Annotated in this window: 16 protein-coding genes; 7 read left to right on the top strand and 9 right to left on the bottom strand. The window is 63.5% G+C overall.

What is annotated here, in order from left to right:
- The first annotated feature begins 47 nt into the window (after positions 1 to 47).
- Positions 48 to 389, top strand: a complete 342-nt coding sequence (locus tag HU737_RS03130) for a YgaP family membrane protein (RefSeq protein ID WP_186555297.1) — start codon at positions 48 to 50, stop codon at positions 387 to 389.
- 79 nt (positions 390 to 468) lie between these two features.
- Here the strand turns inward: HU737_RS03130 and HU737_RS03125 are convergent, their stop codons facing one another.
- Both HU737_RS03125 and HU737_RS03120 read right to left on the bottom strand, forming a co-directional pair.
- Positions 469 to 1,677 carry a M61 metallopeptidase family protein gene (locus tag HU737_RS03125; protein ID WP_186555298.1) on the bottom strand — a complete coding sequence of 403 codons (1,209 nt, stop codon included), beginning with the start codon at positions 1,675 to 1,677 and terminating at the stop codon, positions 469 to 471.
- A 39-nt stretch (positions 1,678 to 1,716) separates the two neighbouring features.
- Positions 1,717 to 2,166, bottom strand: a complete 450-nt coding sequence (locus tag HU737_RS03120; protein WP_186555299.1) for a YcgN family cysteine cluster protein — start codon at positions 2,164 to 2,166, stop codon at positions 1,717 to 1,719.
- Between the two features lie 148 nt (positions 2,167 to 2,314).
- On the opposite strand from HU737_RS03120, the gene HU737_RS03115 reads away from it, so the two are divergent.
- Entirely contained in the window at positions 2,315 to 2,890 is a 576-nt protein-coding gene (locus HU737_RS03115) for a nitroreductase family protein (RefSeq protein WP_186555300.1), read from the top strand.
- Positions 2,891 to 3,051: 161 nt separating this feature from the next.
- Here the strand turns inward: HU737_RS03115 and HU737_RS03110 are convergent, their stop codons facing one another.
- The 4 genes from HU737_RS03110 to HU737_RS03095 form a co-directional block, all read right to left on the bottom strand.
- A complete protein-coding gene (locus HU737_RS03110) occupies positions 3,052 to 3,984 on the bottom strand; it encodes a D-2-hydroxyacid dehydrogenase (protein ID WP_186555301.1) in 933 nt (310 codons plus the stop codon).
- Positions 3,985 to 4,064: 80 nt separating this feature from the next.
- On the bottom strand, positions 4,065 to 4,358 hold the full coding sequence (locus HU737_RS03105; RefSeq protein ID WP_186555302.1) for a YcgL domain-containing protein: 294 nt from the start codon (positions 4,356 to 4,358) through the stop codon (positions 4,065 to 4,067).
- Positions 4,358 to 5,488 (bottom strand): ribonuclease D, encoded by a 1,131-nt coding sequence (gene rnd, locus HU737_RS03100; protein WP_186555303.1) that lies wholly within the window; start codon positions 5,486 to 5,488, stop codon positions 4,358 to 4,360. The genes HU737_RS03105 and rnd overlap by 1 nt, the downstream gene beginning before the upstream one ends.
- An 89-nt stretch (positions 5,489 to 5,577) precedes the next feature.
- Positions 5,578 to 5,943, bottom strand: a complete 366-nt coding sequence (locus HU737_RS03095; protein ID WP_186555304.1) for a 5-carboxymethyl-2-hydroxymuconate Delta-isomerase — start codon at positions 5,941 to 5,943, stop codon at positions 5,578 to 5,580.
- 117 nt (positions 5,944 to 6,060) lie between these two features.
- Here HU737_RS03095 and HU737_RS03090 point away from each other — a divergent pair, with 117 nt between their 5' ends.
- Positions 6,061 to 6,297 carry an HP1242/YdcH family protein gene (locus tag HU737_RS03090; RefSeq protein ID WP_186555305.1) on the top strand — a complete coding sequence of 79 codons (237 nt, stop codon included), beginning with the start codon at positions 6,061 to 6,063 and terminating at the stop codon, positions 6,295 to 6,297.
- Positions 6,298 to 6,400: 103 nt separating this feature from the next.
- Here HU737_RS03090 and HU737_RS03085 read toward each other — a convergent pair whose 3' ends face one another.
- Positions 6,401 to 7,576, bottom strand: a complete 1,176-nt coding sequence (locus tag HU737_RS03085; protein WP_186555306.1) for a trans-sulfuration enzyme family protein — start codon at positions 7,574 to 7,576, stop codon at positions 6,401 to 6,403.
- 156 nt (positions 7,577 to 7,732) lie between these two features.
- On the opposite strand from HU737_RS03085, the gene HU737_RS03080 reads away from it, so the two are divergent.
- A complete protein-coding gene (locus HU737_RS03080) occupies positions 7,733 to 8,191 on the top strand; it encodes an Lrp/AsnC family transcriptional regulator (RefSeq protein ID WP_186555307.1) in 459 nt (152 codons plus the stop codon).
- Positions 8,192 to 8,259: 68 nt separating this feature from the next.
- Here the strand turns inward: HU737_RS03080 and HU737_RS03075 are convergent, their stop codons facing one another.
- Complete coding sequence (locus tag HU737_RS03075) at positions 8,260 to 10,587, bottom strand: FdhF/YdeP family oxidoreductase (RefSeq protein WP_186555308.1); 2,328 nt, start codon at positions 10,585 to 10,587, stop codon at positions 8,260 to 8,262.
- A gap of 266 nt (positions 10,588 to 10,853) precedes the next feature.
- Between HU737_RS03075 and moaA the strand changes: the two genes are divergently transcribed.
- Together moaA and HU737_RS03065 are read left to right on the top strand one after the other, a co-directional pair.
- Positions 10,854 to 11,858 (top strand): GTP 3',8-cyclase MoaA, encoded by a 1,005-nt coding sequence (gene moaA, locus HU737_RS03070; protein ID WP_186555309.1) that lies wholly within the window; start codon positions 10,854 to 10,856, stop codon positions 11,856 to 11,858.
- Positions 11,859 to 11,878: 20 nt separating this feature from the next.
- Positions 11,879 to 12,778 carry a bestrophin family protein gene (locus tag HU737_RS03065; RefSeq protein ID WP_186555310.1) on the top strand — a complete coding sequence of 300 codons (900 nt, stop codon included), beginning with the start codon at positions 11,879 to 11,881 and terminating at the stop codon, positions 12,776 to 12,778.
- Positions 12,779 to 12,904: 126 nt separating this feature from the next.
- Here HU737_RS03065 and moaB read toward each other — a convergent pair whose 3' ends face one another.
- A complete protein-coding gene (gene moaB, locus HU737_RS03060; RefSeq protein ID WP_186555311.1) occupies positions 12,905 to 13,444 on the bottom strand; it encodes a molybdenum cofactor biosynthesis protein B in 540 nt (179 codons plus the stop codon).
- 182 nt (positions 13,445 to 13,626) lie between these two features.
- Between moaB and HU737_RS03055 the strand changes: the two genes are divergently transcribed.
- Positions 13,627 to 14,520, top strand: coding sequence for a LysR family transcriptional regulator (locus HU737_RS03055; protein WP_186555312.1), 894 nt, complete (start codon positions 13,627 to 13,629; stop codon positions 14,518 to 14,520).
- Positions 14,521 to 14,571 lie beyond the last annotated feature (51 nt).

The following is a 14,571-nucleotide window of genomic DNA, read 5'->3' as shown; positions in this document are numbered from 1 at the left end:
TGTAACCCGCAGGGTCAGCTGCTTACACTTGCAACGGAGAGTTCGTCATGCTCGATATCCATTCCCCCACAGTAAGCAAAGAGCACAACGTCCACGGCCTGGAACGCGCCAGTTCGCTGGCGGGTGGTGCATTGATGATCGGCAAAGGCCTGCGCCATGGCGGCCTGATCGGCCTGTTGCAGGTGGCGGTTGGAGGGTTGGCACTGGCACGCGGGATCAGCGGGCACTGCTCGACCAAGGCCTGGTGGTTGAGCCATCGCCAGGAGTATCAGCGCCTGCGTGGCGACATTCAGCGCAGCGCGGCAGAGCTTGAGGTGCTCAGGGCCAGTGCCGAGGCGGCGACGCGCGGGGTGACGGTGACTGGGACGGATCCTGCGGCGAAAATTTAACTGCAGCGTCGGGCCGGTGATCGCCATCGCGGGGCAAGCCCGCTCGCACAGGTTTAGCGCAGGTTTTGAGAGAAAGGCGTCAGCGCAGGAGCTTGCTTTGCAGCACTTCGGATTGGCGCCCCAGCACGCTTTCGCTGAGCTGGATGAACTCTTCGGTGTTGACGCTGGGCACGCGCATCAGCGCCCGCGCGACATCATCCAGCGAGCGCTTGTTCTGGGTGTGCAGGCGGATCTCGCGGTCCAGCGCCTGCAACAGCTGCACGCCCCGCGCGACCTGACCAGGGTCGGCCTGGTTGCCCCGCAGGCGGGTGACTTTGCTGCCTAGCTTTTGCAGGCGCGCCTGCCAGGCCTGATAGCGGTCATCACTGACGCCTCCAGCCCGACGCAGCAATTCGTTGGCGTAGTAATCGGTCAGGCTCTCACCGATCCAGTCGCTGCCATCGCGGTCATTGATCTGCGCGAACACCTGCACCAGTTCGCGTAGCAGCGGACTATTGCCGCTGTCACCGATCAACGGCCGGTTACTGTGCAGGAACAGCGAATTACGTCCGGTCAGCACGCCGCGCCACATCTCATCGCGCGCGCCGACCAGTAACAGCTTGGGCGGATTACGTGGGAATACCGCCTGCACCTGCGGCCAGACGAACGTCAGTAACGTCAGGGTATCCATGCGGCGCATGCCCTGCCCTTGCGGCGCCGCCACGGTCACGTCGGTTTCGCCCAGGCGCGCCCGACGGCTGCCGAGGTTGCCAGCCAGCATCCAACCGGTGGGACGGTCGAACAGCCGCGAGACGTTATCGATACGGAACTTCTGCTTGCCGATGCGCGGCCAGGCGGTTTCTACACTCTTCCAGCCCGCCGGCAATTCAAAAGCCAGGCGTGCGACCAGCTCGGTGCCGTCCTGCTGGTCGAGGCGCGCCGGGGGCACCAGCTGATCGCCACGAAACACTGCCCAGTGCGGGGTGATGCGGCTTTCATAGGCGCCGCCGTGGGGTTTCTGGTCGAGTTGCACACGGTAGCTGAGGCTGGTCTTGCCTGGCGCCGGGCGCCATACCCCGCGCTCGCCCTGCTGCTGCCATTGGCCGTCGGCGTGAAACTCGCTGTAGGCGCCCGCCTTGCCCAGGTCGAAGTCCAGGCTGCGCACCGCGCTGCCGTCAGCCAGGGTCAGGCGCACCTCGGCCTGGCTGGTCGATGGCAGCAATCGCACCTGGTAATCCAGATCGACCTTCTTGGCCCAGGCCGGCGTGCAGGCCGCAAGACCCAGGACCAACAGCAGAGGGCGACGCATACAGAAACTCCTTGTTCAGCAGAGGCGAAAGACCGGGGCTCAGCCGGCGCGGAAAATCAGGTGGTCTTCCCAGTCGTCTTCATCCACATCGTTCTCACTGAGCATACGTCCGGACTGGGAGATACGCTGCTCATGCACCTGCTTGCGGTCACCGCAGACCAGGTGGTGCCAGGCAGGCAGATCCTTGCCTTCACTGACCAGGCGATAGCCGCAAGTGGGCGGCAACCATTTGAACTGATCGGCCTTGCCAGGGGTGAGCTGGATGCAGTCAGGCACCTGGGCAAAGCGGTTGGGATAGTCGCTGCACTGGCAGCTGTCGAGATCGAGCAGCTTGCAGGCGATACGCGTGTAGTAGACGCTGTTGTCGTCCTCATCCTCGAGCTTTTGCAGGCAGCACATGCCGCAGCCGTCACAGAGCGATTCCCACTCCTGCGCATCGAGCTGTTCGAGGGTCTTGCGCCGCCAGAAGGGCGCGGTTTGCGGCATCATCACACGGTTTCCTGCATTGATTCTTCATTCACGGCGCGCGGCGGCGCCAGTCTAGAGCCTGGCCTTGGGCAAAGCCAGACCGCTTGTCAGTACCTGCTGGACGCAGTAGCGTGCGCTTCTGGTCTTTCCCTACCTTGCAGGAGCCACCATGAGCGCCAATCCCCGCATTGCCGATTACGCCATCAACGAGCAGTTCATCAACCGCTGGTCGCCGCGCGCGTTTACCGCCGAGCCGATCAGCGAAGACATTCTGCTGAGCTTCCTGGAAGCGGCGCGCTGGGCGCCGTCGGCGTACAACTCGCAGCCATGGCGCTTCCTTTATGCGCGGCGCGACACCCCCAACTGGGAGCGCTACCTGGAACTGCTGGTGCCGTTCAACCGTAGCTGGGCCCAGCAGGCTTCGGCATTGGTGCTGATCATCTCCAAGACCAGCTTCGATGACAAACCGGCGCTGTGGCACACCTTCGACACCGGTTCCGCCTGGGGCCACCTGGCCCTGCAAGCGAGCATCAGTGGCTGGCACACCCACGGCATGGCCGGGTTCGACCAGGAGCTGGCGCGCAAGGAGCTGAAGATCCCCGAGGGCTATGACCTGCATGCCATGGTTGCGATCGGCAAGCTGGGCGACAAGGCCACTCTGGCCGAGGCGCTACAGGCGCGCGAAGTGCCGAGCCCGCGCCGGCCGTTGAGCGAGTTGGCGGCTGAGGGTGATTTCAGCTTGTAATAGGTTTATCGCCTGTGCCGGCCTCATCGCGGGGCAAGCCCGCTCCCACGAGATACTCAGCTACGCCCCAGATGATGGATGGGTGTCCAACATCTGGGGCGTAGCTCATACGAGCGTGGGAGCGGGCTTGCCCCGCGATGAGGCCGGCACAGCAATCAAGTTCAGTACCCGCGCAGAAAATCCACTTCCCCACGCAAGCCCTGCCCCGCCGCATACGCCTGCGCATTCTCGACGAACAAACGCACCATCGCCGCTGGCGAGGTGGGCGCCGAGCTGTGCCCGGTCAACAGCAAGCCCCAGGCGGTCCAGAACGGGTGGCGCTGGGGCAATGGCTCCTGACGGCAGACATCGATCACCGCGCCTGCCAGATGCCCTTCCTTGAGCGCCTCGACCAGGTCGCCATCGACCACCGCCACCCCGCGCCCGGCGTTGATGAACAGCGCGCTGGGCTTGAAGCGCTTGAACAGCGCAGCGTCGTACAGATCATGGGTCGCGGGTGTATCGGGCAGCAGGTTGAGCACATAGTCCGCTTGTTCGACCATGCGCGGTAACTGATCCAACCCCGCCACTTCAATGAACGGCGCCTGCTCCCGGGCACTGCTGGCAACGCCGCGCAGGACCACGCCAAATGGCAGCAAGAACTCGGCAACACGTTGACCGATATCACCGGTACCGACGATCAGCACCTGACGCCCCTCCAAGGTGCGCCCCGGGCGGTCGTCCCAACGCCGCTCGACCTGGCTGACCAGCCGCGACAGCACATCGCGCTCATGGCCGAGCATGTAGGTCAGCATGTATTCGGCCATGACCTGGCCAAAAATCCCCACGGCGCGGGTCAGGCGGTAATCACGTGGCAGGCCGTCAGCCAACAACGGGGTGATGCCGGCCCAGGTCGATTGCACCCATTGCGGCTTATGGCCCTGGCGCAGCAGGCTGGCGAGCAGGTCAGGCTGCCCCAGCCACACGGGGCTGTCGGGCGCCAGGCGGGCCAGTTCGGCGGAGTCACCGCTGGTCACCACCTGCAGGTCCGGGGCCGCTTCGGCCAACAGGCGAGCGTAGTTGGCATGATCCTGTTCAGCGATCAGAACGCGCATCTTGAAAAACAACCTTGGCAGACAACTAAACGCGGCCCGACTGGCGGGCCGCTTGGCAGAGGGTTAGCCGCAGGCCGGAATCAGACCGGGTCGTTGCGGCGCAGCAGCTCTTCGGGCAGGTGCTCGATGTACTCGTCTTCAGCGGGCGGCATCTGCAAGTGATAACCCTGGTTCTCAAGGTTCTCGAGCACCTTGGCGATATCCTCGCGGGCCAGCTTGCGCTCTGGGCTGAGCACCAGGTCGAAGGCGTGGATCGGGGTGCCGAAAAACGGTAGCAGGCCGTCGGGAACACGCTCCAGGCCATCGGCCTTGAGCACGTAGAGGTACATTTCGTTCTTGCGCGGGCTTTTGTAGATCGAACAGATACGTTTCATCAGGCTTCTCCGGCACCTGCCAGATCATCCAGCAGGGCCTGGCCCATCCGCTCGCGACGCCAGCCGCGCAGCGAATCAGGCAATTGATAGGGACCGTTGGGGTAGCCGCTCTTGAGCAGGGCTTCGAGGGTCTTTTTGCGCAGCATCAGCTCGGGGGCGATGCCCAACCGCTCGCCTTCGGCCTGGCCAACCGCACGCAGGCGCTTGAGGATGCCAGAGGCTTCGATTGGCAGGGGTTCGGGCAAGGCTTGTGGATACTGCTCGGCGGGCACGCTGCCGGCCTGCTTGATCAGCTTGAGCAGGAACTCGCCGTCCTGGCGGATGGTACGCGGGTGCATGTCATCGATCTTGGCCAGCGCCGAGAGGTTGTCGGGCTGGGTCTTGGCCATCGGCCACAGCGAATGCTCACGCAGCACGCGGTTGCGCGGCAGGTCGCGGCTGCGCGCCTCGCGCTCGCGCCAGGCGCACAGCTCACGCAGCACCGCCAGTTGCTGGCGCGACAGTTTCCAGGCCAGCTTGACGTCGCGGTAGAGGGTCTGGGGTTCGACCTCGCGGCGCATCTGCGCGACCAGCTCGGCGCCGTCTTCCAGCACCCAGGCGTATTTGTCGTCCGACAGTTTCGGGCGCAGCTCGCTGAACAGCTCGGCCAGGTGCACGGCATCTTCGGCGGCGTAGCTGACCTGAGTCTCCGACAGTGGGCGCTGCAACCAGTCGGAGCGAGTCTCGCCCTTGGGCAGGTCGAGCCCGAGCACTTCCTGCACCAGGCGCGAATAGCCCATCGAGAAGCCAATGTTCAGATAGGCCGCGGCCAGTTGCGTGTCGAACAGCGGCTGGGGCAGCTTGCCGGTCAGGCGCAGCAGCACTTCGAGGTCTTCGCTACAGGCGTGCACGACCTTGACCACAGCGCTGTCTTCGAGCAGCTCGGCCAGCGGCTGCCAGTTGCCGATCAGCAACGGATCGATCAGAAAGGCCTTGTTGCCATCGCCGATCTGCAGCAGGCCGGCTTTCGGATAAAAGGTGTCGACCCGCATGAATTCGGTATCGAGCGCTACGAAGGGCAGTTCGCGCCAGGTCCGGCAGTGCTCGGCCAGGCTTTGGTCGTCACAGATCCAGTGTATTTCGATGGCCACGAGGCTCTCCCACAATCATTGGCGCGCAGTATATACGCCGTGGGCCCTGCACGCGAAACCTGGCGACCATTGCCGTGCCTGCGCCAGGTTTAGCCAGGCAGGTGAAGTTTGGCATACGGCTCACGCTCGATATCCAGCACTTCCACGCACAACTGGATATCCAGGCCGGGCTGCGCCGGGATGGCCTCGCGCAGCACCTCCAGCAGATGCGCGCTCAGTTGTTTCTTGACCGCTTCGGTGCGCCCGCTGAGGATCGCCAGGCGCACATGGGCAAACGCTCGCGCGGCCAGCGAGGTGCCTACCTGGTAGTTGGCGAAGGCCTGGGCACGGCTCTTGATATCCAGCTCATCGGCAAATTGGCCGCTGGCCAACAAGGCGTTGTTTAGGCGCAACAGCAGTACATCGACCTTCAGCTCAGGCAGGTTATCGCTGTATTCCAGGTTCAAGTGCGGCATGGCAGGGGTTTCCGGTTCGCGGGCAGAAGCGACAGCCTACCCCACTCCCCCAGCGCGGCAAAGGCGACTATCCTCAGGGTTCAACACCTTTCGCTAACCCTGAACAGAGGTGAAGAAATGCCCGTACCGCATGATCTGCTCGCTGACTTGCACATTACTGCTGATGCCTTCCAGGCCCTGATCGACAAGGACCCGGCGCTGCACAAGCTGCACAAGGAATACAACGGCAAGGACAAAGAGGTGGTGGCCGCCGAGGGCAACGGCACCGCAGACGAGGCCGTCAACCGGCTACGCAAGGAAAGGTTGCTGATCAAGGACAAGATCGAACGAATTATCCATCCGCCCAAATCCTGACCCGGGCACAACCAAACATCGCCGGGCACACCTGCTGCCACCTGCTACTCGCGACGAGTTCGACGTGGCAGCGGGCTTGCCCCGCGATGGCTCTGTCAGGCGCTTACGCAGACGCCTTCAGGGCCACATCCAGATCCTCGATCAGATCCCGGTAATCCTCGATCCCCACCGACAGCCGCAGCAGGTTTTCGCCGATCCCCATCAGCCCTTTCTGCTCAGGGCTCAGGGAGTTGTGCGACATGCTCCAGGAGTGGTTGATCATGCTTTCCACCCCACCCAGGGAGTCGGCCAGGACAAAGATCGACAGCGCTTCGACCAGGCGATTGACCGCCGCCCGATCACCCTTGATGCGCATGGCCACCACCGCACCACCGGTGCGCATCTGGCGCTTGCTCAGCGCGTGTTGCGGATGGCTCTCAAGGCCTGGGTAATACACCTGTTCGACCTGTGGATGCGCCTCAAGGAACTGCGCTACACGCAGGGCGTTGGCGCTCTGGCGCTCCATACGCACATCGAGGGTCTTCAGCCCGCGCAGGGCCAGGTAGCAATCGAACGGGCCCTGGATCGCGCCCACCGCCATGCTGATCTTGCGCAGGCGCCCGAGCAGCTCCTGGTTGGCCGCGACCACCACGCCACCGGTCAGGTCGGAGTGGCCGCCAATGTACTTGCTCGCCGAATGCATCACCAAGTCCACGCCCAGGGTGATTGGCTGCTGGTTCCAGGGCGAGCAGAAGGTGTTGTCGATGCAGGTCAGAATGCCGCGCTCGCGGGCCAACGTGCACACCGCCTGGATATCGACCAGGTGCAGCAGCGGGTTGGTCGGCGACTCGATCCAGATCAGCTGGGTTTCTGGGCGAATTGCGGCAGCGACGGCCTCCAGGTCATTGAGGTCGACATAGCTGGTGGTCAGCCCCGAGGTGCGCCCACGGTAGTCTTCAAGCAGGCGGAAGGTGCCGCCGTAGACGCCGTTCATCACCACCACGTGAGCGTCCTTGGAGAGCAGCTCCAGCACTGTGGCGGTGGCGCTCACACCCGAGGCGCACGCCACCGCGCCAACCCCTTCTTCCAGAGCGGCGACGCAGGTTTCATAGGCATGCCGGGTCGGGTTGGCGACGCGGCTGTAGGCGTACTCGGGGTTATCGTCCAGGCCGCGCTTGATGTACGAGCTGGCGGTGTAGATCGGCGGGAAGATGGCGTTGTCGGCAACGCTGGATTGCTCGCCAGCATGAATGGTGCGAGTGGCGAAATTACGCGGCTTGTCGGACATGGTCGGGTCCATTGACTGGGAAAGAAGAGAAGTGCGCCACTATCGCATATCCAACGCGCCCTGGCCGAGAGGGGAATTTCCTTTGCGCGGACAAGCCCTTGGTGTTTTCTGCATGCTCTGGCTGAGCTAATGTGGAGGATATTTTTCTGCTGATAGCCGCCCGCCGATATGGACAGTTTCGACCAGCACATCCTCACCCTGCTCCAGCGCGACGCATCGATTTCCCTCAAGGACTTGGCCGAAGCGGTCAACCTCACTACCACCCCCTGCTGGAAGCGGGTCAAGCGCCTGGAAGACGAAGGCTACATCCGTGGCCGCGTCGCCCTGCTCGACCCTGAGCGCCTGGGGCTGGGCCTGACCGTGTTCGTCCAGCTCAAGACCCAACGCCACGACAGCGCCTGGCTCGAGCAGTTTGCCGCGACGGTGAGCAGCTTCGAGGAGGTGATGGAGTTTTATCGCATGTCGGGGGATTGGGACTACATGCTGCGTGTGGTGGTGGGCGATATCGCAGCCTATGACCGCTTCTACAAGAAGCTGATTACCAGCACCGATGGGCTGTCGAACATCACCTCGAGTTTTGCCATGGAGCAGATGAAGTACACCACGGCTTATCCGGTTCATCGCTGAAATCTGGGCAAGTTGCAGCGGCGCACCGCCGCTGCAACTTGCCCGCGAAGTGGCCGGTATTGGCGCCATCAATCAGCAGCGACCAGCCCGATCCGATTGCCCTGCTTGGCTTTCTCCAAACGAATCGCCACGAACTTGGAGGTCGGCGTGTACGTCCCTTCGCCATAGCTCTCCAACGGCACCAGCGGATTGGTCTCCGGGTAATACGCCGCCGCCTGCCCCTCGGGCACATCGAACGCCACCAGGCGAAAGCCACTAACCCGCCGTTCACGGCCGTCCTCCCAGAGCGAAACCATGTCCACCTGCTCGCCAGGCTCGAAGCCCAGGCGGCGGATGTCGGCTTCGTTGACGAACACCACTTCGCGCAGGCCAAACACCCCGCGATAGCGATCATCCAGGCCATACAGCGTGGTGTTGTACTGATCGTGCGAGCGCAAGGTCTGCAAGATCAGATCGGGTTTATCCCCGCGTGCCAGCACCTGGGCGTTGACCAGGTGCTCAGGCAGGGCGCTGGCGGTGAAGCGCGCGGTGCCCGTAGAGGTGCGCCAGGTGCGCTCGGCCGCACTGTTGCCCAGATGGAAGCCGCCGGGTTGCTCAAGGCGCTGATTGAACTGGGCAAAACCCGGGATCACATCGGCGATCATGCTGCGGATACGGCTGTAATCGGCGATGGCGTACTCCCAGTCGATGGGGTGCTTGCCCAAGGTCGCCTGGGCCATCCCGGCAATGATCGCCGGCTCCGAACGCATGTGCGGCGAGCGCGCTTTGAGCTGGCCGTGGGAGATGTGCACCATGCTGAAGGTGTCTTCCACCGTCACCCCTTGCGGACCGTTGGCTTGCAGGTCGATCTCGGTCCGACCCAGGCACGGCAGGATCAGCGCATCCCGCCCGGTCACCAGGTGCGAGCGGTTGAGCTTGGTGGATATCTGCACGGTCAGCGCACACTTGCGCAGCGCCTCGTGAGTGCGTGGGGTATCGGGGGTGGCTTGGGCGAAGTTGCCGCCCAGGCCGATGAACACCTTGGCCCGGCCCTGCTCCATCGCCTGGATCGCCAGCACGGCGTTATGCCCCTGCTCACGCGGCACCTTGAACTGGAAGCGTTTTTCCAGGGCGTCGAGCAACGCTGCCTTGGGCTTCTCGTCGATGCCCATGGTGCGGTCGCCCTGCACGTTGCTGTGGCCGCGCACTGGCGACAGGCCGGCCCCCGGCTTGCCGACGTTGCCGCGCAGCAGTTGCAGGTTGACCAGCTCCTGCACGGTCGGCACCGAGTGGCGATGCTGGGTAACGCCCATGGCCCAGCACATGATCACCCGCTCAGCCTTGCGGTACATGCGCGCAGCCAGCTCGATCTCGGCCAGGGTCAGGCCAGACTGTTCGACGATATGCGCCCACGAGGTAGCATCGACCGCCGCCAGGTAGTCGTCGATACCGTCGGTGTGCTCGGCGATGAAGGCATGGTCGAACACCGCTGGCTGGCCATTGGCCTGGGCCTCGCGCTCCCACTGCAAGAGGAACTTGGCGATACCGCGCATGGCCGCCATGTCACCGCCCAGCGCTGGGCGGAAGTAGGCGGTATTGGTGGGTTCAGAGCCATTGCTGAGCATCTCGAATGGGTGCTGCGGGTGCTGGAAACGCTCCAGGCCGCGCTCCTTGAGCGGGTTGAAACACACCACCTGCGCGCCGCGGCGAACCGCCTCGCGCAACGGTTCGAGCATGCGCGGGTGATTGGTGCCAGGGTTCTGGCCAATCACGAAGATCGCATCGGCCAGTTCCAGGTCATGGAACACCACCGTGCCCTTGCCCACCCCGAGTGTGCTGCCCATGCCCACGCCACTGGCTTCATGGCACATGTTCGAGCAGTCGGGGAAGTTGTTGGTGCCATAGGCGCGGACGAACAGCTGATAGAGAAACGCCGCTTCGTTGCTGGCCCGACCTGAGGTGTAGAACTCGGCTTCATCGGGCGAAGCAAGCGCCTTAAGGTGCTCGGCAATCAGGGCGAAGGCCTCGTCCCAGCTGGTCTCTACGTAATGATCGGTGGCGGCGTCGTAGCGCATCGGGTGGGTCAGGCGGCCTTGGTATTCGAGCCAATAGTCGCTCTGCTCGGCCAGGGCGCTGACGCTGTACTTGGCGAAGAACGCCGGGTCCACCGAGCGGCCGGTGGCCTCCCAGTTGACCGCCTTGGCGCCGTTTTCGCAGAACTTGACCATGTCGCTTTCCGGCGACTCGCCCCAGGCGCAGCCTGGGCAGTCGAAGCCCCCGTTCTGGTTGGTCTTGAGCATGGCCCGCAGATTCTTGAAGGCGTTTTCACTGCCCAGCCAGCTCTTGGTCACGCTCTTGAGCGCGCCCCAGCCGGCGGCCGGGCCCTTGTAGTCCCTGATGTGTTGGTCTTGGCTCATGCGGTAGATCCTCACGCGGGGCATCGAATGGTTCACCGGATCGAGTCGCCCGATGTTTTTTCCAGCCTAAGAAGGCCGCCCCTGGTGCGTCCAATCGAAATGTCTTACAGCACGATAAGCCCTGTCGATCATGGCCTACAGCCCTTGCCAATCGAGGCCTGTGGCAGTGATAGAGGAGATTGATCATGTGAGAGGGCAAAGCAATTTGACGCAGCCCGGCGCAGGTTATAGCTTGGACCTAACCCCCTCTTACTCAGAGCGCGAATGTGGAACCCAACGGCCAGGCCCTGATCGACGGCTTCAACCGAAGAATCGACTACCTGCGGATGTCGGTCACCGACCGTTGCGACTTCCGTTGCGTGTACTGCATGGCCGAAGACATGCAGTTCTTGCCGCGCCAGCAGATCCTCAGCCTCGAAGAGCTGTACCAAGTGGCCGAGCGCTTCGTCGCCCTCGGTACCCGCAAGATCCGCCTGACCGGTGGCGAGCCGCTGGTGCGCCAGGGCATCGTCGAACTGTGCGCGCGTATCGCTGCCCTGCCCGGCCTGCGTGAGCTGTGCCTGACCAGCAACGGCTCGCAACTGGGCCGACTCGCGCAGCCTTTGTTCGACGCCGGCGTCAGCCGCCTGAACATCAGCCTCGACAGCCTCGACAGCGCGCGTTTCCGCCAACTCACCCGCACCGGCGACCTGGCCCAGGTGATCGCCGGCATCGACGCTGCACGCCAGGCAGGCTTTCGCCGCACCAAGCTCAACTGCGTGGTGCTCAAGGGCCGCAACGACGATGAAATCGTCGACCTGGTGCGCTTTGCCATCGACCGCGAGCTGGATATCTCCTTTATCGAAGAAATGCCGCTCGGGGTGATCAGCGAGCATCAACGCGGCGAATCCTACTGCTCCAGCGACGAAGTGCGCGAGCTTTTGGCCGAGCACTTCACCCTGATCGAATCGGCCGAGTCCTCCCAAGGGCCGGCCCGTTACTGGCGCCTGGCCGAGGCGCCGCAGACCCGGGTCGGATTCATCTCGCCGCACAGCCACAACTTCTGCGCCACCTGCAATCGGGTGCGCCTGACCGTCGAAGGGCGCTTGCTGCTGTGCCTGGGCAACGAGCATTCGATGGACCTCAAGCAAGTCCTGCGCGCCCATCCGGGCGATAGCCAACGGCTGGAGAACGCCATCCGTGAGGCCGTGCACCTCAAGCCTTACCGTCACCACTTCGAGGTCGGCGGCGAGGTACAGATCCTGCGTTTCATGAACATGACCGGCGGCTGATCGGCCGCCTCTGGATTGCCATGATCGTCCACTCCCGCCCCGATGTGCTGCGTGTGCTGTTCACCCTCAAAGGCTCGATCGTCAAACGCATCGCCTTGCGCTGCCTGCTGGTGACCTTGCTGGCGGCGCTGATCGTGCTGGTCGAGCGGCATTATCCGGAACGCTTCTCGCCGGTCAGCGCCACGCCGTTCACCTTGCTTGGCCTGTCGCTGTCGATCTTCATGAGCTTTCGCAACAACGCCTGCTATGACCGCTGGTGGGAGGGGCGCAAGGCCTGGGGCAGGATGATCATCGAGATGCGCTCGTTCGTGCGCGAAAGCACGGCAATTGCCGATCAGCGGCTGCGTGCAGAGCTGCTGCGCAGCTTGTGTGGCTTTGCCCATGCGCTCAATGCCGGGCTGCGCAATGAAGATCCGCTCAGTGCTGCGCGGCCATGGCTGGCCGAGTCGAGTGCGATCAGTTCGCACAATGTCTGTGATGGGATCCTGCGCGAGCTGGGCCAGCACTGTTCGGACTTGGCGCAGCGCCAGCAGATCAGTGAGTGGCGCTACACCCTGCTTGAGCAGCGGCTGGTTGGGTTGTCGGAGGTCCAGGCGACCTGCGAGCGGATCAAAGGTACGCCGCTGCCCTTCCCCTACACCTTGCTGCTGCACCGAACCATCTACATCTTCTGTTTGTTGCTGCCGTTTGCTCTGGCCGAACCGCTGGGATGGCTGGCGCCATTGTTCACCACCATCGTCAGCTACACGTTCTTTGGCCTGGATGCGATTGGCAACGAGCTGGAAGATCCGTTTGGCCGCGATGAGAACGACCTGCCGACCGATGCCATGGTGCGCACGATCGAGCGCGATGTGCTGTCGGCGCTGGGGCATGAGCCGCTGCCACCGGCGTTGGTGCCAGTGGACCATGTGCTGAGCTGACTAGCAGGAGCGGCCCTATCGCGGGGCAAGCCCGCTCCCACGAGATGTCCAAGATAAATGTCGACTGCGTGGGAGCGGGCTTGCCCCGAGATAGGGCCGGCACAGACGACGCCCTATTCCATTCACTCAACCACGCGTTTCACACAAGCCCACGGCCTTCAAATGCGGCACGAAGTTGCACGGCCGATGGCGCGCATCCAGCTGCTCGGCCAAGATCCCCTCCCATGCCGTACGGCACGCCCCCGTCGACCCCGGCAGGCAGCACACCAGGGTGCCATTGCTCAACCCGGCCAGCGCCCGGCTTTGCACGGTCGAGGTGCCGATATCGAGGATCGACAACGCCCGGAACAGCTCACCGAAACCATCGATACGCTTGTCCAGCAAACACTCCACCGCCTCCGGCGTACTGTCGCGCCCAGTAAATCCAGTGCCGCCGGTGATCAACACGACCTGTACCTGATCATCGGCGATCCAGGTCGCGACCTGGGCGCGGATCTTGTACAGGTCGTCCTTGAGCAGCACCCGCTCGACCAGCCGATGGCCGATCTGCACCGAGCGGGTGGCCAACAGCTCGCCCGAGGTGTCGTTGGCAAAGCTGCGGGTATCGCTGACGGTCAGCACGGCGATATTCAGCGGCACGAACTGCGCATCGGGTTTTACACTCACCTGGGCATCCTCTGGAAATTGGCAGTGCCGTCACGCTAGTGGCAAGCCTTGGCAGCGTCCAATCGATATGGCGAACCAGCCGATCAACCGCCTCTATCATTCGGTCACCATTAAAGATTGGCCAGCCTCGGCAGACTTGGTTAAGGTCAAGCAACTCCGTTTCCCGCCCGCCAGGCCGCCCCATGGATATCAAGCAGCTCAAGTTTCTCCTCGCCCTCGACCAGACCCGCCACTTCGGCCAGGCCGCGGCGCTGTGCCACATCACCCAGCCGACCCTGTCCATGCGCCTGCGCAACCTGGAAGACGAACTGGACCTGGTACTGGTCAAGCGTGGCCAGCGCTTCGAAGGTTTCACCGAGGCCGGCGAGCGCATCCTGGCCTGGGCCCGCACCCTGCTGGCGGCGCATGACGGCCTGCAAGCCGAAGCGGCCAGCTGTCGCGGCCAAGTGGTCGGCAGCCTGCGCCTGGGCAGCGTGCCGCTGGCCAGCTTCAACCCCATGCACCTGCTGCTGCCCCTGCGGGAAAAATACCCCGAACTGCACTTTCAGCTCAGCTCGCACACCTCCGAGCAGATCGTCGACGGCCTGAGCCGCAACCAGCTGGACCTGGGTATCTGCTATCTGGACCAGGTCAACGCGAGCTTCTTCGACGTGATCGAACTGGGCACTACCACCATGGGCTTGTTGCACGACACCCGGCATTTCCAGCTAGCGCACAGCGCCCTGCGTTGGGAGGAGCTCGACGATATCCCGTTGGGCCTGTTGAGCAAGGGCATGCATTACCGCCAATCGCTCGACCTGAGTTTTCGCAGCCGCGGCCTGGAGCCGATGGCCGTGCTGGAAAGCGACTCCACCTTCCAGCTGATCCAGGCCATCACCAGCGGCGTGTGCTGTGCGGTGATGCCGCTCGATTGCGGCCTGGAAGACTTGAGCGAACACATGCGCATCATCCCCATCACCGACGCCAGCGTGCTCAGCCCGGTTGGCCTGCTATTGCGCCGCAGCGAGCCTCGCTCGGCAATTGCCGAGCAATGCTTCGACGAGGCGCGAGCGTTGTTTGCGTCGACGCCCCGTTGAAAGCATCGCGGGACCCGCCCGCTCCTACGAGGTGTTCGAATACATCTCGTG

The sequence above is a fragment of the Pseudomonas urmiensis genome (assembly GCF_014268815.2).
Taxonomy (GTDB): Bacteria; Pseudomonadota; Gammaproteobacteria; order Pseudomonadales; family Pseudomonadaceae; genus Aquipseudomonas; species Aquipseudomonas urmiensis.
This window is presented reverse-complemented; position numbering and strand designations above follow the sequence as displayed.

Excerpts from the sequence above, each read along its gene's own strand:
- HU737_RS03130 (WP_186555297.1), top strand. The coding sequence starts at position 48 with ATGCTCGATATCCATTCCCCCACAGTAAGCAAAGAGCACAACGTCCAC.
- HU737_RS03125 (WP_186555298.1), bottom strand. The coding sequence starts at position 1,677 with ATGCGTCGCCCTCTGCTGTTGGTCCTGGGTCTTGCGGCCTGCACGCCG.
- HU737_RS03120 (WP_186555299.1), bottom strand. The coding sequence starts at position 2,166 with ATGATGCCGCAAACCGCGCCCTTCTGGCGGCGCAAGACCCTCGAACAG.
- HU737_RS03115 (WP_186555300.1), top strand. The coding sequence starts at position 2,315 with ATGAGCGCCAATCCCCGCATTGCCGATTACGCCATCAACGAGCAGTTC.
- HU737_RS03110 (WP_186555301.1), bottom strand. The coding sequence starts at position 3,984 with ATGCGCGTTCTGATCGCTGAACAGGATCATGCCAACTACGCTCGCCTG.
- HU737_RS03105 (WP_186555302.1), bottom strand. The coding sequence starts at position 4,358 with ATGAAACGTATCTGTTCGATCTACAAAAGCCCGCGCAAGAACGAAATG.
- HU737_RS03095 (WP_186555304.1), bottom strand. The coding sequence starts at position 5,943 with ATGCCGCACTTGAACCTGGAATACAGCGATAACCTGCCTGAGCTGAAG.
- HU737_RS03090 (WP_186555305.1), top strand. The coding sequence starts at position 6,061 with ATGCCCGTACCGCATGATCTGCTCGCTGACTTGCACATTACTGCTGAT.
- HU737_RS03085 (WP_186555306.1), bottom strand. The coding sequence starts at position 7,576 with ATGGACCCGACCATGTCCGACAAGCCGCGTAATTTCGCCACTCGCACC.
- HU737_RS03080 (WP_186555307.1), top strand. The coding sequence starts at position 7,733 with ATGGACAGTTTCGACCAGCACATCCTCACCCTGCTCCAGCGCGACGCA.
- HU737_RS03075 (WP_186555308.1), bottom strand. The coding sequence starts at position 10,587 with ATGAGCCAAGACCAACACATCAGGGACTACAAGGGCCCGGCCGCCGGC.
- HU737_RS03065 (WP_186555310.1), top strand. The coding sequence starts at position 11,879 with ATGATCGTCCACTCCCGCCCCGATGTGCTGCGTGTGCTGTTCACCCTC.
- HU737_RS03055 (WP_186555312.1), top strand. The coding sequence starts at position 13,627 with ATGGATATCAAGCAGCTCAAGTTTCTCCTCGCCCTCGACCAGACCCGC.